This window comes from Streptomyces sp. NBC_00400 (assembly GCF_036048035.1).
In the GTDB taxonomy this organism is placed as follows: Bacteria; Actinomycetota; Actinomycetes; order Streptomycetales; family Streptomycetaceae; genus Streptomyces.
On record NZ_CP107940.1, the window covers coordinates 3942448 to 3967272 of the forward strand.

The 24825-nt window shown below is 71.7% G+C and carries 20 protein-coding genes and 1 tRNA gene; 14 read left to right on the forward strand and 7 right to left on the reverse strand.

The window, feature by feature from the left end; all coding sequences use genetic code 11:
• Nucleotides 1–353: 353 nt before the first annotated feature.
• A tRNA-Ser gene (locus tag OHS81_RS17125) sits at nt 354–440 on the reverse strand.
• A 54-nt stretch (nt 441–494) separates the two neighbouring features.
• Entirely contained in the window at nt 495–2006 is a 1512-nt protein-coding gene (locus tag OHS81_RS17130) for a S1C family serine protease (protein WP_328385617.1), read from the reverse strand.
• Between the two features lie 626 nt (nt 2007–2632).
• Between OHS81_RS17130 and OHS81_RS17135 the strand changes: the two genes are divergently transcribed.
• The 3 genes from OHS81_RS17135 to OHS81_RS17145 all read left to right on the forward strand — a co-directional run bounded on the left by OHS81_RS17135 (nt 2633) and on the right by OHS81_RS17145 (nt 5377).
• Nucleotides 2633–3478, forward strand: coding sequence for a glycerophosphodiester phosphodiesterase (locus tag OHS81_RS17135; RefSeq protein ID WP_328385618.1), 846 nt, complete (start codon nt 2633–2635; stop codon nt 3476–3478).
• 140 nt (nt 3479–3618) lie between these two features.
• Nucleotides 3619–4221, forward strand: a complete 603-nt coding sequence (locus OHS81_RS17140) for an ATP-binding protein (RefSeq protein ID WP_328385619.1) — start codon at nt 3619–3621, stop codon at nt 4219–4221.
• Between the two features lie 187 nt (nt 4222–4408).
• Nucleotides 4409–5377 (forward strand): DUF5926 family protein, encoded by a 969-nt coding sequence (locus tag OHS81_RS17145; protein WP_328385620.1) that lies wholly within the window; start codon nt 4409–4411, stop codon nt 5375–5377.
• Nucleotides 5378–5625: 248 nt separating this feature from the next.
• On the opposite strand, the gene OHS81_RS17150 is transcribed toward OHS81_RS17145, so the two are convergent.
• Together OHS81_RS17150 and OHS81_RS17155 are read right to left on the reverse strand one after the other, a co-directional pair.
• Nucleotides 5626–6258: a hypothetical protein gene (locus tag OHS81_RS17150; protein ID WP_328385621.1), complete on the reverse strand. Its 633-nt coding sequence runs from the start codon at nt 6256–6258 to the stop codon at nt 5626–5628.
• Between the two features lie 343 nt (nt 6259–6601).
• Nucleotides 6602–7312, reverse strand: coding sequence for a bifunctional DNA primase/polymerase (locus OHS81_RS17155; protein WP_328385622.1), 711 nt, complete (start codon nt 7310–7312; stop codon nt 6602–6604).
• Between the two features lie 697 nt (nt 7313–8009).
• Here OHS81_RS17155 and OHS81_RS17160 point away from each other — a divergent pair.
• Both OHS81_RS17160 and OHS81_RS17165 read left to right on the forward strand, forming a co-directional pair.
• A complete protein-coding gene (locus OHS81_RS17160) occupies nt 8010–9668 on the forward strand; it encodes a PP2C family protein-serine/threonine phosphatase (protein ID WP_328385623.1) in 1659 nt (552 codons plus the stop codon).
• A 255-nt stretch (nt 9669–9923) separates the two neighbouring features.
• Nucleotides 9924–11384 carry an aminopeptidase P family protein gene (locus OHS81_RS17165; protein ID WP_328385624.1) on the forward strand — a complete coding sequence of 487 codons (1461 nt, stop codon included), beginning with the start codon at nt 9924–9926 and terminating at the stop codon, nt 11382–11384.
• Between the two features lie 85 nt (nt 11385–11469).
• Here OHS81_RS17165 and OHS81_RS17170 read toward each other — a convergent pair whose 3' ends face one another.
• Nucleotides 11470–12117, reverse strand: coding sequence for a TetR/AcrR family transcriptional regulator (locus OHS81_RS17170; protein WP_328385626.1), 648 nt, complete (start codon nt 12115–12117; stop codon nt 11470–11472).
• A gap of 373 nt (nt 12118–12490) precedes the next feature.
• Nucleotides 12491–12988 carry an ATP-binding protein gene (locus tag OHS81_RS17175; RefSeq protein ID WP_328385627.1) on the reverse strand — a complete coding sequence of 166 codons (498 nt, stop codon included), beginning with the start codon at nt 12986–12988 and terminating at the stop codon, nt 12491–12493.
• Nucleotides 12989–13234: 246 nt separating this feature from the next.
• On the opposite strand from OHS81_RS17175, the gene OHS81_RS17180 reads away from it, so the two are divergent.
• From OHS81_RS17180 to OHS81_RS17220, 9 genes are all read left to right on the forward strand, one after another.
• The gene (locus tag OHS81_RS17180) at nt 13235–14125 is read left to right on the forward strand and encodes a hypothetical protein (RefSeq protein WP_328385628.1); all 891 of its coding nucleotides are present in this window, start codon (nt 13235–13237) and stop codon (nt 14123–14125) included.
• Nucleotides 14126–14264: 139 nt separating this feature from the next.
• A complete protein-coding gene (locus OHS81_RS17185) occupies nt 14265–15053 on the forward strand; it encodes a YcnI family copper-binding membrane protein (protein WP_328385629.1) in 789 nt (262 codons plus the stop codon).
• 87 nt (nt 15054–15140) lie between these two features.
• A complete protein-coding gene (locus OHS81_RS17190; RefSeq protein WP_328385630.1) occupies nt 15141–15785 on the forward strand; it encodes an SCO family protein in 645 nt (214 codons plus the stop codon).
• Nucleotides 15782–16231 (forward strand): copper chaperone PCu(A)C, encoded by a 450-nt coding sequence (locus OHS81_RS17195; protein WP_328385631.1) that lies wholly within the window; start codon nt 15782–15784, stop codon nt 16229–16231. The genes OHS81_RS17190 and OHS81_RS17195 overlap by 4 nt, the downstream gene beginning before the upstream one ends.
• Before the next feature lie 138 nt (nt 16232–16369).
• Nucleotides 16370–18553 carry a copper resistance CopC/CopD family protein gene (locus OHS81_RS17200; RefSeq protein WP_328385632.1) on the forward strand — a complete coding sequence of 728 codons (2184 nt, stop codon included), beginning with the start codon at nt 16370–16372 and terminating at the stop codon, nt 18551–18553.
• Nucleotides 18553–19998 carry an iron uptake transporter deferrochelatase/peroxidase subunit gene (gene efeB / locus OHS81_RS17205; protein WP_328385633.1) on the forward strand — a complete coding sequence of 482 codons (1446 nt, stop codon included), beginning with the start codon at nt 18553–18555 and terminating at the stop codon, nt 19996–19998. Before OHS81_RS17200 ends, efeB begins: the two co-directional genes overlap by 1 nt.
• Nucleotides 19999–20216: 218 nt before the next feature.
• Nucleotides 20217–21143, forward strand: coding sequence for a prephenate dehydratase (gene pheA, locus OHS81_RS17210; protein ID WP_328385634.1), 927 nt, complete (start codon nt 20217–20219; stop codon nt 21141–21143).
• 750 nt (nt 21144–21893) lie between these two features.
• Nucleotides 21894–23183, forward strand: coding sequence for a serine--tRNA ligase (serS, locus tag OHS81_RS17215; RefSeq protein WP_129295253.1), 1290 nt, complete (start codon nt 21894–21896; stop codon nt 23181–23183).
• Nucleotides 23180–23995 (forward strand): HAD family hydrolase, encoded by an 816-nt coding sequence (locus OHS81_RS17220; RefSeq protein WP_328385635.1) that lies wholly within the window; start codon nt 23180–23182, stop codon nt 23993–23995. The genes serS and OHS81_RS17220 overlap by 4 nt, the downstream gene beginning before the upstream one ends.
• A gap of 13 nt (nt 23996–24008) precedes the next feature.
• Here OHS81_RS17220 and OHS81_RS17225 read toward each other — a convergent pair whose 3' ends face one another.
• The gene (locus OHS81_RS17225; protein ID WP_443058856.1) at nt 24009–24821 is read right to left on the reverse strand and encodes a rhomboid-like protein; all 813 of its coding nucleotides are present in this window, start codon (nt 24819–24821) and stop codon (nt 24009–24011) included.
• Between the last annotated feature and the right edge of the window lie 4 nt (nt 24822–24825).

Below are 24825 nucleotides of genomic sequence, written 5' to 3' on the forward strand. Positions count from 1 at the left end.
CGGATCGGCTAACAAATATGGGTATTGCGGAGGTTTCTGACTTCCTGCAACGGCGAGGGCACACATGGCCTGTCACCAGCGGTGAGCCGAACACGGGCTGATCAGGCGGGCGTCGCTGCACAGCCTTGCCCAAAGCTACGGATCAGAAGGTTGCAGATTCGGATCCTGCCGAGCACACAGCGTCGGCCCACACCCTGTTCAGCCGGGGCTGAGTCACGACTATTTGCACGTGCCAGATCCGTGCCAGACAGGGCGGCCAAACGCGGCCAAGAACGGTCAGCCACGGATCATCGGTCATCGGGAAAGGAAGCGGCCCCCGACCGGGAGTTCCCAGGTCAGGGGCCGTCCACCTGCGGAGGCTGTGGGATTTGAACCCACGGTGACGTTGCCGCCACGACAGTTTTCAAGACTGTTCCCTTAGGCCGCTCGGGCAAGCCTCCCCGCGGCACCGCGGCGCGCGGGGCGCTTGGGTGTCGCGGGATCAGACTAGCGCGTCACTTGTCGCCCGTGCGCTGGCCCAGGGTGACCTGGGTGGTGTGCTCCTTGCCGCCGCGCTTGTAGGTCAGGGTGACCTGGTCGCCGGGCTTGTGCTGCCAGATCTCGCTGATGAGGGTGGGGCCGCTGTCGACGACCGTGTCGTCGAGCTTGGTGATGGTGTCGCCGGGCTTGAGGCCCGCCTTGTCGGCCGGGCCGTTCGGGGTGACGGATTCGGAGCCGTTGTTGCCGGTGCGGGCGATGGTCGCGCCGTTGCCGGTGTCCCGCATGCCGACCTGGACGCCGATCTGGGGGTAGACCGGCTTGCCGGTCTTGATCAGGTCCTGTGCCACCCGCCGCGCCTGGTCGATGGGGATGGCGAAGCCCAGGCCGATGCTGCCGGACTGCTGGGACTCGCCGCCCAGCCCGCCGCCGTTGCCGGCCGACTGGATGGCGGAGTTGATGCCGATGACATTGCCGGCGGCGTCCATCAGGGGGCCGCCGGAGTTGCCGGGGTTTATCGAGGCGTCCGTCTGCAGGGCGCTCATGTACGAGGCGCTGGTGCCGCCGCCGTCGCTGGAGGCCACCGGGCGGTCCTTGGCGCTGATGATGCCGGTGGTGACCGTGCCGGACAGGCCGAAGGGCGCGCCGATGGCGATCGTGGCGTCGCCGACCTGCACATGGGAGGACTTGCCGAGCGGGAGCGGGTTGAGCGGGGCGCCGGAGGTGTTCTTGAGCTTGATCACGGCGACGTCGTAGCCCTGGGCACGGCCGACGACCTCGGCGTCGTACTTCTTGCCGTTGGAGAACGTCGCGGTGAGCTTGCCGCCGTCGGCCGCGCTGGCGACGACGTGGTTGTTGGTGAGGATGTGGCCCTGCTTGTCGTAGATGAAGCCGGTGCCCGTGCCGCCGTCGCCGCCGGCACCCTGCGCCTCGATCGTCACGACGCTGGGCAGCGCCTTCTGCGCTATCCCGGAGACGGAGGTGGGCTTGCGGTTCAGTGCCCCCGGGTCGCCGGACGCGGAGACCGTCGTCGAGTCGCTGTCGCTCTGGCCCGCGGCCCAGAAGCCGATGCCGCCGCCGATGCCGCCGGCGACCAGCGCGGCCACCAGGACGGCCGCGATCAGGCCGCCGTTGCGCCGCTTGGGGGCGGGGCTGCCGGTCGTGCCCCAGGGGTCGCCGCCGCCACCGTACGGGGGCTGCTGGCCCCAGCCGCCGGCACCGGCTCCGGGGCCGGCGGCCGAGTAGGTGGGGAACTGGCTGGTCCGGTCCTCCGCCGGGTCGTCGCCGGGGTGGCCGTAGCCGGGCTGCGGGGGGCGTCCGTCGCTGTACGGCGGCATCCGGCCGGGTTCGTCGAAGCCGTGGCCGGCGGCCGAGGTGACGGTCGGTGCGAACTCCGGCGGCGGGGGCGCCGCGGGCGGGGCGCCGGGAGTCCGGGCGCCGGAGGCGGACGCGGAAGCGCTGTCCGGCTGCGGCCCGGTCGGCGGCCTGGCCTCCGACGGGACGGCGGCTCCCTCGTTCTCGGTGCTCACAGCTCTCTCCTCAGCTTCACGACTGTCGGCGCCCACGGCCTGGCGGGAGGGTGTCCCCTCCGCCCTGTGCCTCAGCGAACTCCGAGGGTATGGGGCGGGCCGTTTCTTCCGGGGCTTGCGGTTCGGCCGGACCCTGGGGGTGCGTCCGGGTGGTGCGGTGCGGCGGGCCGTGCGGTCCGCCGGGTGGTGCGGTTCGTGCGGTGGGAGGCCCCGGGCCTCCCGGTTGTCTCTTCCGGTCCGGCGGACCCGGCGGGCCCTCCGGTTGTGCGGCTCCCCCTTGCCGGACGGGGGACCCGGTACTCCAGCATCAAGGATCCGGGCAGTACGGGCGAGTCCCGTCCACGGATCGGAGTCCGCAGATCAGGATCCGCGGGCCATGACTGCAGGCCCGGTCCGCACATCCCGGCTGTCGCGAGTCCCGGTCCGCAGGTCCGGTCGGCACTACGGGCCGGACGGTACGGGCGAGTCTCCCTTCACAGCCTTTCCCACCGCGCGTCAGAGCGCCGTAAGCCAAGGCTGTGACTGTCACCTCATCCTTTATGCCGGACAAAACCGGCGCATCCCCGGTTCCGCACCTCGGGGTACGCGCCCGGCGGCCCGGCGACGGTGGATGGCACGATAACGCGGTGACCTATGCACGCCCCGCCCAGGACGGCCGTCCGGGCCGTCCCGCCATCTCCGTCGTCGCCCACCGCGGTGCCTCCGAGGACGCCCCGGAGCACACCCTCGCCGCCTACCGCAGAGCGATCGAGGACGGCGCGGACGCCCTGGAGTGCGATGTCCGGCTCACCGCGGACGGCCACCTGGTGTGCGTCCACGACCGGCGGGTGAACCGCACCTCGAACGGGCGTGGCTCGGTCTCCGCCCTCGAGCTCGCCGACCTGGCCACACTCGACTTCGGCTCCTGGAAGGACGACGGGTCCGCGAACGAGGCACCGGACCGGCAGCACGAGGACCCCGAGCGGACCTCCGTACTGACGCTGGAGCGGCTGCTGGAGCTGGTCGCCGACGCCGACCGCCGGGTCGAGCTGGCCATCGAGACCAAACACCCCACCCGCTGGGCCGGGCAGGTGGAGGAGCGGCTGGTCGAGCTGCTCGCCCGGTTCGGGCACACCGGACCGGCCACCCGCACCGACTGGACCTCTCCGGTCCGGGTCATGAGCTTCTCGGCGCGCTCGCTGCACCGTGTACGGGCCGCTGCGCCCGGCATCCCCGGCGTCTACCTGATGCAGTTCCTCACTCCCCGGCACCGCGACGGCCGGCTCCCGCCCGGCGTCGGCATCGCGGGCCCCGGGATGCGGATCCTGCGCGCGCACCCCGAGTACGTCGCCAGGGCGCACCGGGCCGGCCACCAGGTGCACGTGTGGACCGTCAACGACACCGAAGACGTCGAGCTGTGCCGGGAATTGGGCGTGGATGCGGTCATTACGAACCGCCCCAAACAGGTGCGTAAGCAACTCGGCCTTGGCTAAAGCTCCTCACAGGGTGTGCACCGGCGCATTCGGGCCGTATTCGGTTATGTCCAGTGCGTCACTGTGTGCCGCTTGGCCGGTTTCCGGTCCAGTCCATTGGGGCATTCATCCCGTGGCGTGGGGCAAAGGAGGTCTCGGGGGTGGCGTTGGTGGTGGCACAAGAGGTGCCGACGTCGTCGATCATGGCCGTACCCCATGGTCCAGTGGGTGTGGGCATGGCCAGGCGACGCATGCGTGAAGAGCTGTTGGCAAGTGGAGTTCAGGACAGTGTCGTCGATGACGCGGTGCTCGTCCTGTCGGAGCTGTTGAGCAATTCGTGTCGCCATGCGCGTCCGATATACGAACAGGGATCACCGGGTTCCGTAACTCCCGGCGCATCCGTCGCGCCCGACGCACAGGACGCCCTCTCGGCATCCGTGCGGGCCTCCTGGCGCATCGATGCGCAGGGCCGGCTGACCGTCGCGGTCACGGACGGCGGCGGTCCGACCCGCCCCCTTCCGGCCACTCCGTCGGTCACGGCACGCGGCGGCCGCGGACTGGCGATCATCCGGTCGCTCGCCAAGGACTGGGGCGTGCGCGACACGGGCACCGGCGAAGTCACGGTCTGGGCGGCCCTCTCCCTGCAAGGCGCGTTCGCTACGCGCGTGGACCTGATGCCCGATCTGCCGCCCTCGCTCGGCGCGGGCGTGCGCAACGGGCTGCCGCTGGGTCCGGCCTTCCCGGAATTCGACGACCTGACGTAGCGGCAGGCAGCGGCACGCCGAGGCCCGGCGGTGACGGGGCGGCGTCCGGCCGGGACACGCCGGACGTGCACGGCGGCAGGGCATGACACGGCCCGGTACGCAACCGGGCGCGACCGCGCAAACGATCCTCTAGGCTCGCGCAGATACGCGTCCGTATGCCCAGGATCGACCAGGAGACCCCGTCGCCATGGCCAAGAAGCGCCGTCCCCAGTCCCAGGCCGCAGCACCGCAGATCAAGGACGGCGAGGTGCCGGTCGTCGGCGCTCGTGAGCCCTGCCCGTGCGGCTCCGGCCGCCGGTACAAGGCCTGTCACGGGCGAGTGGCGGCGCACGCCGCCACCGAGCTCGTGCAGCGCCCGTTCGAGGGCCTGCCCGGTGAGTGCGACTGGGTGGCCCTGCGCGAGCTGGTGCCCGCCGCCACCGCCGCGTTGACGCTGAAGGGCGGGCTGCCCGAGGGCGTCCCGTCCGTGACGCTGGCGACCGTGCTGCCGATGGCGTGGCCCGCGCTGCGCCGCGACAACGGCGCGGTGCTGCTCGGCCTGCAGAACGACACCGCCTCCGGCGACCTCAGCCGCGACCTCGCGGACACCCTGCAGCGCGCGCTGGCCACGGAACCCGGCAACCCGGTCCCCGCCGAGCGGCACGCCGCCGACGGTCCGCGGCTGCAGGATCTGCTCGACCCGGACGCCGCTTTTGAGCCGACCGTCCACACCGGCTTCGAGTTCTGGGTGGAGAACGCCGAGAACGCCACCGGCGAGGTCGCCGCCTCTCTGGAGCGGGCCAACGCGGCGGCCATCCCGACCGCCCGGATCCCCGGCCTGGAGGGCGCGTACTGGTGCGAGGCCCCGGAGAAGAACCACCTGCGCTGGGTCACCGCGCACCCCGAGGAGCAGCTGCTGGACGCGCTCGCCCGGCTGCACGCGGCGGGCGCCGCCTCGCTCGGCGAAGGCACCCGTCTGGTGGGCTCGTTCCGCGCCCACGGCCTGGTCGTCCCGGTCTGGGACCTGCCCTCGGAGATGGGCGCCGACGAGGTCGCCAAGCCGGCCGCGGCGTTCGCCGAGCGGCTGGCCGAGGCCCTGGCGACGGACACCCCGCTGACCCCCGAGGAGCGCCGGGCACGCGGCGGGCTCACCAACCGTCAGGTCACCCTGAGCTGATCGTGCCGTCCTCGGCCGTGGTCCGGACGCCCCGGGGAACCCCAGGCGTGACACCTGTCACAACTCCCCGTACCTGCCGGTAAAGAGGCGTCCGGAATTCCACGATCGAATTTGCGAACCGCCGATCTCTTGTTACGGTTCTAGAAGCCCGGTCGCTGGTGCATCCCCCGTCGCCAGCGACCGGGCGCTTCCATGTCCGGAACCAGGCATTCCGCTTGGCTCCTCCGGATCCTCGGCAGCCCGCGGCCTCAGTGCCCCGAACCGCTGCCCGCCGCGGACGAGTTGCTGCCGGACCGCAGCAGCAGCCGCTTCCCCGCCGCATCGGCGATCTCCGCCACGGCCGCGTACGGCGGCCGGTTCCGGTGGACGGTCGGGGTGGCCGGCGTCTCACACACGCCCGGTGCGCCACCCGCCGCCACCTCGCAGTTCACCTGGACGGTCCTGCCGTCGGGCCGCAGCAGCGTCAGTACGGCGCGGAGCCGGCCGCCGGTGCGGTTGCGGTAGTACGTACGCCCCCAGGTGACACCGTCCCCGGCGAGTACGCAGGTCTGGGCTGCGATGCCCTGGGGCGCGGCGAGTTCGGGGCCGCAGCGGGAGGTGCGGCCGGAGCGGTGCGGCAGGCCGGGGCGGCCGGAGGAACCGGCCTGCCTCCTGGAGCCGGCGGTGGCAGCGAGGGGGCTCTTGCCCGGCTTGCTGCCGTTATTTCCCCTGTTTCCCTTTTCTTCCGAGGGGCTATTTTCGGCCTTGGCTGCTTCCCCGGATCCCGTTCCCGGGGACGAGGTGCCGGCCGGGCCGGCCATCGCGGCGCCCAGCGGCACGGCGAGGGCGAGCAGCGCCGTGCCGGCGAGCCCGATCATGCGGATTTTCTGCGCACGCTGCATGGGCCCCACCTGCACTCGAGATGCCGCTGACCACGGCTTGACGGTGGGCCGAACCTATCGGCCGGCGGGGGTGCCCCCGGGCACCCCTGCGCCGGTTTCCCCGAGAGACCGGGGCAGGACGCACCCGTACGGGTGATCCGCCGCGAGGCGTTCCTTGCGTCCGCGCCTCGGGTCTCGGCGCGGCCCGGGATCCGCCCGTCCCTCCGTCGCTCATCCGTCCGCGCGGCCCGCGTCCGCCCGTGCCTCCCGCATCCGGCCGTCCGTCCACATCCGGCCGCGGCAGGTGCCCGCACAGCACGAGGGCGCCCGAGTACGCATCGGGCGCCCGGAGCATCCGCGAGGGTCAGTACGCGAGCCGGCTGCCGCCGTCCGGGGAGCCGGTGCTCGCCGTGACCAGTGCGTCCACGATCGTGGCCACCTTCGGCAGCCAGGGCGCGGCCGGGGTGACGGCCGGCGGGCGCTCCCAGCGGACCCGGCCGGCGCCGATCTGGGAGGGCGGGAGCACCACATAGCCGCCCTCGCCGTGGAACCGCAGCGAGCTGGGCACCCAGTCCTGGGAGTGCAGCAGCTCGCCCAATTCCGGCAGGCCGTACGGCGATACGAGCAGCGACCAGCGGGTGGGCGTGGCCACCACGGGGCCCAGGCGCACGCCGAAGTGGTCCAGCGCCGCCAGGGCGCGGGCCCCGGCGACCGCGGGCAGGCTCACCGCGCAGGGCGCGCGGCCGCCGGTGGCGAGCACGACCGGGGCATCGGGGCGGTTCGTCCACCACCAACGCACCATCCGGGCATCGGTGGTGGCCGCGAGCAGACCGGGGTCGAAGGGGTGCGCGCCGGGCACCACGCAGTCGGGGTCCGGGCAGCTGCAGCGACGCGTGACCCGCTCGCCGAGGCCGAGCCGGGCGCCGGCCGGCTGCCGGCCGCCGGACCGGAGTCCCACACCGGGAAGTACGGGCCACTGCCACTCGGTGGCGTAGTGGAGCGCCGCACCGAGCTGCGCCGACTTTCCGCCGCGCCGGAACAGGAGCTTGCGTCGCCTTCCGAGGATCTCGCGCATGAGCGCTCGTTCCTTTCCGTTAACGCCGAGGGCTTTGTCCATCGCACTGCATGGCACTACATGCCGGGTTCACCATCGTTTCGCGCCGTGCCGCTGCATGCCGTTGTGGGGCGTGTCCTGCGGCCCGGCCGGGGAGCCCGGGGTCGATCGGCATCGATCACGCCACGTGGTCACTGGTCACCGCGTGTACAAAGCAGCGCATCACGCCGTACGCCGGGCGTGAAGTGTGGCGAGGGGTGGCGTGCGTTGGCGCTTGCGTTTCCGTGGTGCAGTCCCCGCCTTTTGGGGGTGCGTCGCGGTCGTCGGCTTGTTAGACGCCGGTGCCCGCCGGAGAGTTCCGGTACGGCGCCAACTGACTCCGCACCTTTCCGAGTACGTACCCGCCACTGTGGTGATGACGCGCTGCTGATCGCCGTCAGTCGACCGCAAATTGACGTTCGGGGGGCTTTTTTCAGGCCAATCTACAGACCTCGTGGACACCACAAACCCCATGGTGACAATGCTGGACATCGCATCGCTGCTCCGTGTACATGTGGAGGCATTAATAGCGGAGCAGCATGACATGGGGGTTTGCGATGCTATTGAGGAAATTGAGCGGCCAACCTTACCGCGCAACATCACTCAACAAAATGCCGCACTCCCTACCAAAAAGCGGCCTGACCTGGGGTAATGCCAGGCTCGGCGAGAGCCGCCGGCCATGACCACCCCTCACGTGCCGAAAGTGGCTGGAATCGAACCAGTCCTTCCCGCCCCCGCGCACACTGTCGACCCGCACGGGCCGAAAGCGCCCTCGGGATGCGCTGCCGGCGCCCCGTCAGACGGCTCGCCTGACGGTTTGTCCGACACCTCCGCGGGCGGCTCCCCGGGTGCCGCGCCCGGCTCCGTGCCCGGCGTTGTCCCCGACATCTCCGTCGTCGACCAACTCGCCGCGGTCCAGGACCGGCTGGCCGGCTGGATCTCCGACCTCAGCACCCTGCACGACCTGACCGAACGGCTCGCGCGCACCCGTACGCTGGAGGACGCCCTCCACGAGCTGCTGCGCGCCGGCGCCTCGCTGGTCGGCGCGCGCCGCGGTCTGGTCGTCCTCGCACCGTCCGACGGGCTCGGCCCGGAGACCACCGTCGGCCTCGGCCTCGGCCACGCCGAGATCGGGCATATCGAGACCGTCCCGCGCCGCGCCCTGTCGTACGCGCGGATACTGGACGGCCTCCCGGAGCGGGCCACCGGCGACGACACCCGGTCCGGCCCGCTCGACGACACCCGCCACCCGACGCGCGACGGGAGCCGCGCCGCCGGCCCCCGCAACGACGCGCCGGCCGGTCCCTGCACCGAGATCGCCGAACCCGACATCCCCGGTGAGAAGGACCTCGACCCCCGGCTGCGCGAGGTCGCCGCCCGCCTCGGGTACGCCGCGAGTTATGCGGTCCCGCTCTGCGCCGAACCCTTCGGCAGGACCGGCGCCGCGGTCTGGCTCTACGACGAACCGGCCGAGCCCACCGCGCGGCAGCGCCACCTCGTCGGCCTCTACCGCGCGCACGCCGCCGAGCACCTCGCCCGCCTCCTCGAACTCCACCGCAGCCGCCGGGCCACCGAAACCCTCCGCGAGGAGCTGTTGCCCCACCGGCTGCCACGGATCCCCGGCGTACGCCTCGCGGTGCGGCACAGCACCGGGCCGCGCGGCGGCGGCGACTGGTACGACGCGCTGCCGCTGCCGGACGGCGCCCTGGGCCTGGCCGTCGGCTCGGTGACCGGCTCCGGGCCGAGCGCGGTGGCGGCCATGGGACGGCTGCGGGCGTCCCTGCGCGCCTACGCCGTCATGGAGGGCGAGGATCCGGTCGCGGTCCTCTCGGACCTCGAACTGCTGCTCCGGCTGACCGAGCCGGCCCGCAGCGCCACCGCGCTGTTCGCCTACACCGAGCCGCCGCCCGGCGCTCCGGGCGGGCCGCCGGTGCTGCCCGGCGGCATCGCCGACCCCTTCGCCCGCAAGCTGCTGCTGGCCGGGGCCGGCCACTGCCCGCCGCTGATCCTCGGCGATCTGCGGACCGAGTTCGTGGAGACCTCCTTGTCCGCGCCGCTGGGCATGCTGGCCTGCTGGGAAGCGCCGAGCGTGGAGATCGAACCGGCCGGCGGCGAGACCCTGCTGCTCTACAGCGACGGGCTGCTGCACCGCACCGGCGAGCCCATGGACCGCGCCTTCACCCGGCTGCACGCGGCCGCCGCGGGCGTTCCCCGGGCGAGCCGCCATGATCCGGAGGCGGTCGTCGATCACATCGTGCGCACGATGCTGCCGCAGGGTCTGGACGACCCGTCGTCGGAGGAGGACGTGGTGCTGCTCGCGGCGTACTTCGAGGAGTAGGGGCGGCCGCACGGTGTACGGCGGGCAACCGAGCCGCACCCCGGGATGTCCACCCCAACCACCGGATATCGGACACACGGCACCGGGGAGCGGAGTCTTACGCCGCCCGTCCGCCCTCCGGGAGCGCCCCGCGTCCGGTGGCCGCCGTCCCGGCACGGTCACGCCTTCGTGCGGGAAGGTCACGCCTTTCTGCCTCTGGACCGCATTCGATCCGCACATACGATGGAAGGCGGTTCAGTCTTAAAAGGAGGCATTGTGACCGACGAGCTCACGCCGGAGACCCCGGACGAGGACGAGCAGCCGATCAAGCAGCGCAAGAACGGCCTTTACCCGGGCGTCTCGGATGAGCTCGCGGAGAACATGAAGAGCGGCTGGGCCGACACCGAGCTGCATGATCTGCAGCCGGTCGAGCAGGCCCCGAACGCCGCCCGCCGCCGCGCCGCGCTGTCCGCGCGCTTCCCCGGTGAGCGCCTGGTGATCCCGGCGGGCAACCTGAAGACCCGCTCCAACGACACCGAGTACGCCTTCCGCGCCTCGACGGAGTACGTCTACCTCACCGGCGACCAGACCGACGACAGCGTCCTGGTCCTGGAGCCCACGAAGGACGGCCACAAGGCGACGATCCACCGGCTGCCCCGCTCCCACCGCGAGAACGGCGAGTTCTGGCTCGACGGCATGGGCGAGCTGTGGGTCGGCCGGCGCCACAGCCTCGGCGAGGCCGAGGCGCTGCTCGGCGTCCCGTGCAAGGACGTACGCGAGCTGGCCGGCGCGCTCAAGGAGGCCACAGGACCGGTCCGTGTGGTGCGCGGCCATGACGCCGGCATCGAGGCCGCGCTGACCGACAAGGTCACCGCCGAGCGTGATGAAGAGCTGCGTGTCTTCCTCTCCGAGGCGCGCGCGGTCAAGGACGCGTTCGAGATCGGTGAGCTGCAGAAGGCCGTCGACTCGACGGTGCGCGGCTTCGAGGACGTCGTCAAGGTCCTGGACAAGGCCGAGGCGACCAGCGAGCGCTACATCGAGGGCACGTTCTTCCTGCGCGCCCGCGTCGAGGGCAACGACGTCGGCTACGGCTCGATCTGCGCCGCGGGACCGCACGCCACCACCCTGCACTGGGTCCGCAACAACGGCGAGGTGCGCTCCGGCGACCTGCTCCTGCTGGACGCCGGCGTGGAGACCCACACCCTCTACACCGCCGATGTCACCCGCACCCTGCCGGTCAACGGCCGGTACACCGACCTCCAGCGCACGATCTACGACGCGGTGTACGAGGCGCAGGAGGCCGGCATCGCGGCGGTCAAGCCGGGCGCGGCCTACCGCGACTTCCATGACGCGGCGCAGCGGGTGCTCACCGAGAAGCTGGTCGAGTGGGGTCTGGTCGAGGGCCCCGTCGAGCGGGTGCTGGAGCTGGGGCTGCAGCGCCGCTGGACCCTGCACGGCACCGGCCACATGCTCGGCCTGGACGTCCACGACTGCGCCGCGGCCCGCACCGAGCACTACGTCAACGGGACGCTGGAGCCGGGCATGGTGCTGACCGTGGAGCCCGGTCTGTACTTCCAGGCGGACGATCTGACGGTGCCCGAGGAGTACCGCGGAATCGGCGTCCGGATCGAGGACGACATCCTCGTGACCGACGACGGCAACCGGAACCTGTCGGCCGCGCTGCCGCGGCGGTCGGACGAGGTCGAGGCCTGGATGGCGGGGCTGCTCGGCAAGTAGCCGCGCGGTACGGGGCGGGGCTGCCCGGGCGGGTGCCCGGTGCGCAGCCCCCCTTGCGCCGTTCGTTCTGCGTCTCCCGGTGGCCTCAGCCGCCGGGAGACGTGTCGTCTGCGGGACCGTCGTCCTTGCGCCCGTACGCACCGGCCCGGGCCGCCGCCCAGACCGCGGTGGCGGCGGATGCGGCGAGATCCTGGTCGACGGGGCGACGGGCGATCAGAATCCGGTAGTAGAAGGGTGCGCCGAGCGCCGACATCACCTTCTCCGGGTCGGTGTCCGCGGGCAGTTCGCCGCGCTCGACGGCCCGCTCCACCATCCGGCCGGCCAGCGCCAGCCGTTCGCCGAAGAAGGTCCGCAGCACCGCCGCCGCCTCGGGGTCACGGGCCGCCGCGGAGACCACCGCCTCGATCAGCCGGCGCATCCGCGCCTCCCCGTAGAAGGCGGCTATCGAACCGGCCAGCGCCTGCAGGTCCCCGGGCAGGGTGCCGGAGTCCGGCAGCGGCACATCCGAACTCAGGTCGGTCAGCAGGTCGCACACCAGGCCCTCGGTGCAGCGCCAGCGACGGTAGAGCGTCGCCACATGAATTCCGGACCGCTGCGCGACCCTCTCCATGGTCAGCACGGCGAAGCCGCCGTCGCCCAACTCCTCGAACACAGCGGTCAATACGGCTTGACGGGTGCGGGCGGTACGACCACCGGGCCTGGTCTCGCCCGGGGCATGGTGCGCTGTCGTCACGACGGCTCCGTATTGCAGTGCGGGTTCACGCCAAGTATTGTCCGGGAAAGGTTAACGCGAGCAACTTCGCGTTAACCATGGTGCGCGCTGGTCTCGCCGGGACAGGGGACGCCGCGGGGGAGGTTCTCTCACCGCGAGACCGCGCTGCCCACTTCCCGCAAAGGGCGATTTCCAGCCAGTTTTCGGACTGCTGATGTTAGCCCGGATTGACACCTCATCCACGGGCATCCCGCATACGGCCGCCGCCCTGGGCGCTCCTGAGGTACTGAGGTACTGAGGTACTGAGGTACTGAGGTACTGAGCCCGAGCCCGAGGTACCGCCCGAGTCTCCGACGCGCTCCCCCGCCGGGCGCCCCTCCGCTTCCCGGACGCCCTACGACGCCATCGGCAGCGCCGCCCCCTCGCGCCATTTGAGGATCTTGTCGAAGCTGACGACCGCGCCGGGGCGGCCCGTGCGGTTGCGGTAGCGGACGTGGTCGGTAAGGGCCTCGATCAGAAAAAGCCCCCGGCCGTCCTCGGCAAAGGCGGGAGCCTGTGCGGGGGTGGGCACGGGGGCCGGCGGGAGGGCTCGGTCCGCGGCGGTATGGGGTGGGGCGGGGGGTGCGGGGCAGTGGCGGAACCCGGGGCCCGAGTCGGTCACTTCGATGCGGCAGGTGTCGCCGTCGATGAAGGCCGTGACGCGGTAGTCCTCGGTGGCGGCGTCACCGCCGTGCTCGACGGCGTTCGCACAGGCCTCGGAGAGGGCCACCGCAAGGTCGTAACAAATGTCCGGGTCGACGCCCGCCGTCTCCATCGTGCCCAGCAGCAGACGACGGGCCAGCGGCACGCTCGCAGCCTCACGCCGCAAATGGAGTGACCACCAGATGCTCATCGCTCCAGCCTCCTGGCCGCGGCTCGACATATCGATACCTATTGCCGCGCCGCATGGTCCGTAAGCATGTCCGGGACGTGATACCGCTCATTCGGCGGATGCGAAGAGCGAGCGCATCGGTGTAGGCGAAGCGCCCGCTATGCGCTGCCGCGCGCCCCGCCGGGCTCCCTGGACACCGGGCAGGGCGCCTCCTCGGCGCGCCCTGCCGTAGGCGACAGGTCGGACCAATGGGATGATGGCGCGGCCATGACTCCACCGCCCGCCTCCACAGCGCGCGCAGCCGCCGATCTTCGGCTGTTGAGGGCCGCGGTCTTCACCGCGGTCTGTGTCGTGTTGTCCGCGGGCGGGCACATCGTCGCCTCGTGCGCCACCGTCCCGTGGTGGACGCTGGGTGTGGCGGCGGCCGTGGTGTTCGCGATCGCCGCACCCCTGGCCGGGCGGGAGCGCTCGCTGCCGGGGATCGCCGCCGGTCTTGCCGTCGGGCAGCTCGCCTTGCATGCCCTGTTCGCCTGGGGCCAGCTTCCGATGCCCGCCATGGCGCGGGGCACAGGAAGCGGGGCAAGCGGAGGAAGCGGCTCCGGTGGCGGCAGGCTGTCCGACCGGGCGGCCGAAGCCCTTGCCCGGCATGTGACCTGCGGGCTCGGCAGCGGCCGGGTGGACGGCGCGCAGGCGCGCCGGATTCTCGGCTCGGGCGGCTTCGACACCGCCTCCGCCGCCGGGATGACCCCTCCGGCAGGCGCCGGCCCGGCCGGTGGCGCGGGCGGGGGCGCGACCGCCGCCGACCCCGCGCTCACGCATGGCCTGCTGCCGTCGCTGCCCATGCTGCTGGGGCACCTGCTGGCCGCGCTCGCGGTCGGCTGGCTGCTGCGGCGGGGCGAGGCGGCCCTGTGGCGGCTGGTCCGGCTGTCGGCTCCGGCGGCGTACGAGATCACGGTGCAGGCACTCGTCGGTGTGGTGCGCGGGGCACTCGCCCTTGCTCGCGCCCTGCTCACGGGCCTGGAAACGGCGCACGACGAAGCGCTGCGCGCCCCCGTTTCGTACGGGGATGACAAACCCGGCCCGAAGAACGTCGCACTCCACCACAGTGTCATCAGGCGAGGGCCCCCCGCCCCGGCCCCCCTCGCCCTCGCGGCCTGACGACGCGAAGCACGCTCCCACATGGGGGTCCCTCCCATGTCCTTCCGGCATGGGGAGGGTACGGACTTATGCGCCGTCGTCCGCGCGCGCCAGCTGCACCGTCACCCGTACCTCTCTCCTTCCTGTGGAGTGATTTCCGATGTCGAAGAATTCGAAGATGGCGAAGATGTCGCAGCAGCAGTCGGACGCGTCGTCCACGCGGCGGCTCGCACGGCGGCTGCCGCTGGTGGGCGCCGCCGCGGCCGGGAGCGTGCTGTTGCTCGCCGGCCCGGCCTTTGCGCACGTCAGCGTGCAGCCGTCGGGCCCGGCCGCCAAGGGCGGCTATGCGACCGTCAACTTCAAGGTGCCCAATGAGAAGGACGACGCCTCGACGGTGAAGCTGGAGGTGACGCTGCCCACCGACCACCCGCTGGCGTCCGTGATGCCGCAGCCGGTGCCCGGCTGGAAGATCTCGGTCACCAAGGCCAAGCTCCCCAAGCCGATCGAGATGGAGGGCGAGAAGATCACCGAAGCCCCCTCGAAGATCACCTGGACCGCCGACGGCAAGGGCGTGGAGCCCGGCCAGTTCCAGCAGTTCCCGCTCTCCGTCGGCCAGCTGCCCAAGGACACCGACCAGGTCGTCTTCAAGGCGCTCCAGACGTACGACAACAAGGAGGTCGTGCGCTGGATCGAGCCGACGAAGGAGGGCGCCCCGGAGCCGGAGAACCCGGCCCCGGTCCTCAAGCTCGGCGCGCCCGAGGAGGACGGCCACGGCGCGGCCGGGGCGAACGACAAGAGCGGTGCCACCACCGGCATGAAGGCCACGGCCGCCGCCTCGGACGCGTCCGGCAGTGACACCACGGCCCGCATCCTGGGCGCCATCGGCATCGTCGTCGGCGTCGTCGGAGTCGGCTTCGGTGTGTTCGCCGGCCGGCGCCGCAGCGCCTGACCATCGGCGGGGGCCGGCGCCCGAACCGCGCCGGCCCGCCAACCATTCCCGGACAAACGGGATTTCCAGACACGGGATTTATCTGCAATGCACAGAAGGACCCTGCTCGCGTCCGCCCTGGCGGCGGCCGCGGCTTTCAGCCTGACCGCCTGCAACGGCGATGACAACAAGCCCGCCGCCGAGGTCTCCGGGGGCACCGCGGCCAAGCCGATCGTCACGCTCGACAGCCCCTTGGCGAAGCCGGACCTCGTCCTGACCGACACCAGCGGCAAGAAGTACGACCTGGTGGAGAAGACCAAGGGCCACCCGACGCTGATCTACTTCGGTTACACCAACTGCCCGGACGTCTGTCCGCTGACGATGGCCAACATCGCGGTCGCGGTGAAGCAGCTGCCGGCGGCCGAACGGAAGGATCTGCGGGTCGTCTTCATCACCTCCGACCCGGAGCGTGACACCCCGGCCGCGCTCAAGAAGTGGCTCGGCGGTATCGACAAGGACTTCACCGGTCTGACCGGCGACTTCGACACCATCCAGGGTGGTGCGCGCGACGTCAACATCGGGATCGAGAAGCCGGTCAAGAAGAAGAACGGCGATGTCGTCTCCACCCATGGTGCGCAGGTACTGCTGACCTCCCCCAAGGACAACAAGATCCACTGGATGGGCATGCAGGAGGCGACCTCCGACAACTACACCAAGGCACTTCCGAAGATCGTCAAGGGGCAGAACCCGTGAACCGCCGTACCACCCTCGCCGCCGCCCTCACCCTCACCGCCTCGCTCGTCCTGGCGGGCTGCGGCGGCGCGGACGGCGCACCGCAGCTCAAGGTCGACGGCCCGTACATGCCCCAGCCGGTCGACCAGAACATGGCCGGTGCGTACTTCACCGTCAAGAACAGCGGTGACACCGCGGACAAGCTCACCTCGGTCACCAGCGACCTGTCCAAGGACATCACGCTCCACAAGACGGCCGGCACCAAGATGGAGCAGGTCAACTCGCTGGCGATACCGGCGGGCGGCGAGCTGCGGCTCAGCCGCGGCGGCAACCACCTGATGTTCATGGGGCTGAAGAAGAAGCCGGCCGAGGGCGACGAGGTGGCCATCGAGCTGCACTTCGCCACCGCCGGTCCGATCAAGGTGACGGTCCCGGTCAAGGCCCTCACCTACGCACCGAAGAAGTAGCCGGGGACCGAAGCGGCAAAAAGGGACCAGGGACCGAAGAACCGCACGGGCCGTACGGACCACCGGCGGATCACCGCACGGGCCGTACGGACCACCGCACAGGCCGTACAGAAAACGGGAGTAAGGGGAGCGATCACTATGGTCACCACCGGGCTCGGGCCGCGACGGTCCGCCGTGCTGCGCCTGCTGGTCGTCGCGGTGGCGCTGGCCGGCGCGCTGATCGGCGGGCTCGGCGGCGCCGCCCCGGCCTCGGCGCATGCCGCGCTGACCGGGAGCACCCCCGTGCAGGGTTCGGTGGTGGACCACGCCCCCGGGCAGGTGACGCTCACCTTCTCCGAGGGCGTCGCGATGGGCGACAGCTCGATCCGGGTGCTGGATCCGCGGGGCAAACGGGTGGACCGCGGCAAGCTGCTCAACCTGAGCAGCGGCAATGTCGTCAAATACGGTGCGGGGCTGCCACCGGGGCTCGGCAACGGCACCTACACCGTCACCTGGCAGGCGGTTTCCGCCGACAGCCACCCCGTCTCCGGCGCCTTCACCTTCTCGGTCGGCGCGCCTTCCAAGGCCTCCGCCCCGGTACCGCAGCAGAAGGCCGGCGGCGGTCTGGTCGGGGCGCTCTACGGCGTCGCCCGCTACCTCGCCTACGCCGGATTCGTCCTGCTCGTCGGCGGCGCGGCCTTCGTGGTGGCCTGCCGGCCGGCCGCCGCCCTCGTACGGTCCGTGCAGCGGCTGGTCGTCCAGGGGTGGGCGCTGCTGGCCGGCACCACCGTGGTGATGCTGCTGCTGCGCACCCCGTACACCGGGTCCGGCGATCTCGCCGATGTCTTCGACCTCGGCGGCCTCCAGCAGGTCCTGGTCACCAAGCCGGGCGCGGCGCTGGTCTCCCGGCTGCTGCTGCTCGCCGCCGCGGCGCTGTTCGTGGCGGTGCTCTTCGGGACGTTCGCGCGGCTGCACGAGCCGGTACCGGAAGAGGGGCCGGCTCCGGAAGAGGGGCCGGCTCCGGAAGAGGGGCCGGCAGCGGGCGAGGAGCGAGTGCCGGGCGTGGAGCCGGCACCGGAAGAGGAGCGGGCTGCCGGGCAATCGGCGGAGGGGGACGCGCCGGGCGAGACCGGCGGCGCGGACTCCGGGGAGAAGGACACCGACGCCGCCGGGCAGCCGGCCGTGGAGGCCGCCGACCTCGCCAGGCAGCGCAGGGACCTCACCTTCGGGCTCGCCTTCGGCGGGGTGATCGTCGCCGCGGGGCTCGCCGCTACCTGGGCGTTGGCCGAACATGCCTCGACGGGTCTGCAGACCTCCGTCGCGATGCCGGTCGATGTGCTGCATCTGCTGGCGGTCGCCGCCTGGCTCGGCGGGCTGGCGGCGCTGGTCGTGTCCCTGTACTGGGGGCCGCCCGTCGAGCGGAGGGCCGTACGCCGCTTCTCGCGGATCGCGTTCGGCTCCGTGCTGGTGCTGGTGGCCACCGGTGTGTATCAGTCCTGGCGGCAGGTCGGCAGCTGGCGTGCGCTGACCGACACCACGTACGGGTGGCTGCTGCTGCTCAAGGTGGGCCTGGTCGTGGTGCTCGTCGGGATCGCCGGGGTGTCGCGGCGGTGGACGGGGCGGCTGGCGGAAGTCCGGGCGGCCGAGAACGACAGCGAAGCAGAGCAGGACAGCGAAGCGGAGCAGGACAGGGAAACGGAGAATGCGGCCGTCGGCGCCTCGGGCGGCTCCCCCACCCCCGCCGGCGCCTCGGGCGGCTCCCCCGACCCCGCCCGCGTCGCCCAACTCGCCCGTCAGCAGGCCGCGTTGCGTACCGCCCGTACCAAGCGGCAACGCGATGCCGATCCGGAGCGGCTGGCGCTGCGCCGGTCGGTGCTGGCCGAAGCGTCGGTCGCCGTCGTCCTGCTGGTGGTGACCACGGTGCTGACCGCCACCGAACCGGCCCGCACCGAGGAGGCGGTCAAGGCCCGCTCGGGCGGGCAGTCCACCGCGAGCAGCCTGCCCCAGGTGCTGAAGATCCCGTTCGACACCGGCGGCCCGGGCGGCAAGGGCACCGCCCGCCTCGACCTCGATCCGGGGCGCAGCGGCAGCGCCAACGCCCTGCGGCTGCGGATCTCGGACCCGTCGGGCAAGGCGGTCGACGTCCCCGAGGTGAAGGTCTCCTTCACCCAGAAGGCCAAGAAGATCGGGCCGCTGCCGATCGCCCCGAAGCACCTCGGCAAGGGCCGGTGGCGGGCGGACGGTGTCCAGCTGCCGGTCCCGGGGCAGTGGCAGCTCTCGCTGCTCGTACGGACCTCCGACATCGACCAGGTGACCGAGACCAAGAACGTGAAGATCGGCTGATGAGCAAGCAGACGTCCGGCAAGAAGGCGCCCGGCAAGGTGGCGCCCGGGAAGAAGGCGCCCGGCAAGGCGGCGCCCGGCAAGAAGGGCCCGGGCGCGCAGTCCGCGGGCGCGGGCGGTGCAGCGGGTGTGCCCGCACCGGCCGCCGCCCCGGCGCCCGAAACCGACAGCTCCCCCTCGCCCGCGCCCGCTCCCTCCTCCTCGCTGGAGCTCTCCCGTCGCCGGCTGCTCGGCACCGTCGGCGCGGCGGGCGCGGCCGGGCTGGTCGTCGGCGGGGCCGGCGGCGCCCTCGGGGTCGCCGCCGCGCAGTCCGGCCCGCAGGACGGCGCCGCCAAGGCCGTGACCAGCATCGGATCGACGGAGGTGCCGTTCCGGCCGGCCCGCGCCGGGCACCAGTCGGGGATCACCACCCCGCTGCAGGCCACGGGGCATCTGGTCGCCTTCGACCTGGCGCCGGACGCGGACCGCAAGGCCGCCGCCGCGCTGTTGCGCCGCTGGTCGCGGACGGCCGAGGAGCTGATGGCCGGACGGACCCCGGATGCCGACACGGGGGTCGCGCTCGACGCGGGCCCGTCCTCGCTGACCGTCACCTTCGGCTTCGGCCACAGCTTCTTCGGCCGTACGGGCCTGACGAAGCGGCGGCCCGTACAGCTCGATCCGCTGCCCGACTTCTCGGCCGATGCGCTGGACACCGAGCGCAGCAACGGAGATCTGTGGATACAGATCGGCGCCGATGACGCGCTGGTCGCCTTCCACGCGCTGCGCGCACTGCAGAAGGACGCGGCCGGAGCTGCGCGGCTGCGCTGGCAGATGAACGGCTTCAACCGCACCCCGGGCGCCACCGCGCGCCCGATGACCGCACGCAATCTGATGGGCCAGATCGACGGCACCAACAACCCCAAACCGTCGGACAAGGACTTCGACGAGCGGATCTTCGTGGGGCGGGACGCCGACCAGGACTGGATGCACGGCGGCTCGTACGCCGTCGTCCGCCGGATCCGGATGCTGCTGGACGACTGGGAGAAGCGTTCCCGGCACGAACAGGAGCGGGTCATCGGGCGCCGCAAGGACAATGGCGCGCCGCTGACCGGCGGCTCGGAGACCACCCCGATGCGGCTGGAGGCGAGCGGCCCCGACGGGATGCCGGTCATCCCGGCCAATGCGCACGCGAGGATCGCGGCGCCGGAGTCCAACCAGGGCGCGGCGATGCTGCGCCGCCCCTTCTCCTTCCACGACGGGTTCCGGGAGGACGGCGCCCCGGACGCCGGGCTGCTCTTCGTCTGCTGGCAGGCCGACCCGCTGCGCGCCTTCACCCAGGTCCAGCGGAAGCTGGACCGCGGGGACGCGCTGTCGCGGTTCCTGCGGCACGAGGCGAGCGGGCTGTACGCGGTGCCCCCGGCGGCCGGACCGGGCGACTACGTGGGCCGGCCGCTGCTGGAAGGCTGAGGAGGCCGGCCTGGAAGGCTGAGGAAGCCGGCCGCTGCTGAAAAGGCGGAGGAAGCCCGGCCGCTCCTGGAGGACCGGGAAACCGGCCCCGGGCGGGCAGCCCCCGGGCCCGGCCCTCCGGAGAAGTCCCGCCCCGGTTCCGCGGGGCTGGGTATCGTGGCAGGACAGGGAGAAGATCGGCGGGGTGCCCCCGCAGTCACGCGAGGGAGTCCTTATCCATGTCGGCCAGCCGCTATACCTACCTCGGCCCCGAGGGCACGTTCACGGAGGCCGCGCTGCGCACGCTTCCCGAGGCGGCGACCCGCGAGCTGGTGCCGATGGTGTCGGTGCCGGCCGCCCTGGACGCGGTGCGCGACGGTGAGGCCGCCGCGGCGCTGGTGCCGATCGAGAACTCCGTCGAGGGCGGAGTGACCACCACGCTCGACGAACTGGCCGCCGGCCGGCCGCTGATGATCTACCGCGAGGTGCTGCTGCCGATCGCCTTCGCGCTGCTCGGCCGCCCCGGTACGGTGCTCAGCGATGTGAAGACGGTGACCGGGCACCCGGTCGCCCAGCCGCAGGTGCGCAAGTGGCTGGCGGCCCAACTCCCGGAGGCCGTATGGGAGTCGGCGGCCTCGAATGCCGACGGCGCACGGCTGGTGCAGGAGGGCCGCTACGACGGTGCCTTCGCGGGCGAGTTCGCGGCGGCGACCTACGGTCTGGAACCGCTGGTCACCGACATCCATGACGCGCAGAACGCGGCCACCCGCTTCGTGCTGGTGGGCCGCCCGGCCCGGCCCGCGGCACCCACCGGCAGCGACAAGACCTCGGTCGTGCTGTGGCTGGCCGAGGACCACCCCGGTGCGCTGCTCGAACTGCTGCAGGAGTACGCGGTGCGCGGGGTGAGCATGATGCGGATCGAGTCCCGGCCGACCGGTGAGGGCATCGGCCGCTACTGCTTCTCCGTGGACTGCGAGGGGCACGTCACCGACCGCCGGGTCAGCGAGGTGCTGATGGGCCTCAAGCGGGTCTGCCGCGAGGTGCGGTTCCTCGGCTCCTACCCGCGGGCGGACGAGGCGCCGCCGAGCGTGCGGCGGCAGATGACGGACGCGGCGTTCACCGAGGCGTCGGACTGGCTGGCGCGCTGCATGGACGGGCGGGGCTGAGCCGGTGACGGGTGCTCCGCGCCCCGGCCCGCGGGCCCTGCGGAGCAGCACGACCTGCAGCTTTGGAAGGGCTGTGGGTTATCCACAAAGTTATCCACAGGCTCAGTTCTCGACCTGTGGGTAAGTCGACATGAGAGTCGGACAGAGTCGACATGTCGCCCTACTGGCCACACACCACTCCACAGCACCGCACGCCGGGCGCCGTCAGCACAATTCACGTGATCAATCCTTTAGGGCGAGGTAATCCCACACGAAAGAGTGCGTGAACGGGGTTTGGACAGGGAATCCATAGCCGAGCATTTCGGGGGCGGAATGGCCCGCTCCGACTTCCACAGATCTCACACACAGCCTGTGGATAACGATCCCGAAACCGTTGCCCCCTGTGGACAACCGAGGGATTTCAGGGGATAACCAGGGAAGGAATCAGGGTTCGCGACCCGCTCCGGCGCCCCTTCAACTCCCGTTGTCCACACCATGGATCACCCGGCACCCGGACCGCGAAAGCCCCATCGCGGACAGTGCGAAGATCTCGTGACGGACGCCGCGAAGGCCTCCGGCAGCCACCGCAAAGACTCCCGCCGACCGCGCCGGGGACCCCCTTCCCCGTCATCCGCGACACGGAATGCGCGCGCATTTCCCCTCCGATTTCCGCCCCTCGACCCGAGGGGAATAAATTACCCAAAACGGGCAAACTGACACGTCGGGGAATATCGCGTCGAGGGGCGGAGCGAGGCCCGGTAGCCTGGTGGGGTGATTGACCTTCGCCTGCTTCGTGAGGACCCCGACCGTGTGCGCGCGTCCCAGCGCGCCCGTGGAGAGGACGTCGCACTCGTCGACGCGCTTCTCTCCGCCGACGAGCGGCGCAGGTCGTCCAGCGTCCGCTTCGATGAGCTGCGTGCCGAGCAGAAGGCGCTCGGCAAGCTCATCCCCAAGGCCTCCGGCGATGAGAAGGCCGTGCTGCTGAAGAAGGCCGGTGAGCTGTCCGCCGCCGTCAAGGCCGCCGACGCCGCACAGGACGAGGCCAAGGAGGAGACGCAGGCGCTGCTGCAGAAGCTCGGCAACCTCGTCCACCCCGATGTGCCCGTGGGCGGCGAGGAGGACTTCACCGTCCTGGAGACGCACGGCACGATCCGTGACTTCGCGGCGGAGGGCTTCGAGCCCAAGGACCACCTGGAGATCGGCGAACTGCTCGGCGCGATCGACGTCGAGCGCGGCGCCAAGGTGTCCGGCTCCCGCTTCTACTACCTCACGGGCGTCGGCGCGCTGCTGGAGCTCGCTCTGGTCAACGCCGCCATCGCGCAGGCCACCGCGGCCGGTTTCACGCCGATGCTGACCCCCGCCCTGGTGCGCCCGCGCGCCATGGAGGGCACCGGCTTCCTCGGCCAGGCCGCGGAGAACGTCTACCACCTGGAGAAGGACGACTACTACCTGGTCGGCACCTCCGAGGTCCCGCTCGCCGCGTACCACATGGACGAGATCGTCGACGCGGCCAAGCTGCCGCTGCGCTATGCCGGTTTCTCGCCGTGCTTCCGCCGCGAGGCCGGCACCTACGGCAAGGACACCCGCGGCATCTTCCGGGTCCACCAGTTCGACAAGGTGGAGATGTTCTCCTACGTCGCACCGGACGACGCCCAGGCCGAGCACCAGCGGCTGCTGGACTGGGAGAAGCAGTGGCTGACCGGTCTGGAGCTGCCGTTCCAGGTCATCGACGTCGCCACCGGTGACCTCGGCGCCTCGGCCTCCCGCAAGTTCGACTGCGAGGCGTGGATCCCCACCCAGGGCAAGTACCGCGAGCTGACCTCGGCCTCCAACTGCGACGAGTTCCAGGCGCGGCGGCTCTCGGTCCGGATGCGCGAGACCGTCGACGGCAAGCAGAAGGTCTCGCCGCTGGCGACCCTCAACGGCACGCTCTGCGCCGTACCGCGCACGATCGTGGCGATCTTCGAGAACCACCAGCAGGCGGACGGCTCCGTACGCGTCCCCGAGGTGCTCCGCCCCTACCTGGGCGGCCGGGAGATCCTGGAGCCCGTCGCCAAGTGAGCCCGTCCGCTCCGCTGCCGTACAAACTCATCGCGACCGATCTCGACGGGACGCTGCTGCGCCACGACGAGACCGTCTCCGAGCGCACCCGCCAGGTGCTCGCCGCGGCCACCGCGGCGGGCGCGGCGCATATCGTCGTCACCGGCCGGGCCGTGCCCTGGACCCGGCACATCCTCGACGCCCTGGACTACAAGGGCCTCGCGGTGTGCGGACAGGGCGGGCAGGTCTACCACGCCGGTGAGCACCGCCTGCTGACCTCGGTGACGCTCGACCGCCAGCTGGCCGGTCTCGCGCTGGCCAAGATCGAAGCGGAGGTCGGCCCGCTGTACCTGGCGGCGAGCCGGGACGGCCTGGAGGGCGAGGTCCTGGTCGGCCCCGGCTACCGCGTCCACGAGGGCCCGCTGCCGCACGTCATGCTGGACGACCCCGGCGAGCTGTGGGCGGCACCGCTCAACAAGGTCTACATCCAGCATCCCGACCTGGACGACGATGCGCTGGCGCTGGCCGCACGGCAGGTCGCCGGGGATCTGGTGGGCGTGACGGTGGCCGGCGAGGGCATCGTCGAACTCCTGCCGCTGGGCCTGACGAAGGCCACCGGACTGTCGCTGGCCGCCCGACGGCTGGGCGTCACCGCCAAGGAGACCCTGGCCTTCGGCGATATGCCCAACGACATCCCGATGTTCGCCTGGTCCGCACGCGGGGTGGCCATGGCCAACGCCCATGACGAGCTGAAGGCCGTCGCGCACGAACTCACCGCCTCCAACGAGGAGGACGGGGTCGCGGTGGTGCTGGAGCGGCTTTACCTCTCCTGATGGGCCTCGTCCCTCACTTCTCCTGACGGTCCTCCGGGTGCGGGTCGGGGTCGGGGGATGGGTCCGGGTCGGGGGATGGATCCGGGTCCGGGGATGGCTCCGGGTCCGGGGCCAGTGCCGGGTCATGACGGGGTGGCGGCTTCCGGGCGGACTCCTGGTGTGCGTCCTGCTCCGGGCGCTTCCCGGCTGCCGACGGGGTCAGCGGCCAGGCCGCAAAGCCCATGGTCAGCGCGATGGCATGGCCGAAGTCGGTGAAAGAGGCCCCGGTCGTCAGCGGGATGCCGAAGAAGACCAGCACCGCGGCGAGATAGCCATAGCGCCAGGGCGGCAGCAGCCGGTAGGTCAGCACACCGGCGGCCGCGGCCAGCCCGTACGAGACCCCGATGTCCACCACATGGGTCATCGAACGCGGCAGCCGGTGGCCCTCGATGGCCAGCAGGACGAGCTCTTGGCTGGCGAGGGTGGCGGCGATATGCGCACCGCCGACGGTCAGCAGCCAGCGCATGCTGCCCATCCAGCGCTCCACGTTGGCGTGCAGCAGCTCGAACATCACCACGTAGAGCAGGTAGGACGACGGGCGTTCGATCCAGAAGCCGCTGATGAGCAGCGACGGCAGCGGATGCTCGTTCAGCTCGTGGATGTTGCTGCTGGTGCGGTGGATGAGGAACTGTCCCAGCCCCTCGGACGCGGAGGCGATGACCAGGCTGGTGATGCCGATGACCAGCAGCCAGACATGGGTGCCGGGGCTGCTGCGTACCCAGTCCTTCACCCAGGTCAGGGGGTTGCCGGGCCACGGCCGGCGGCCGCCGCGCGGCGGCTCCGTCAGCGGT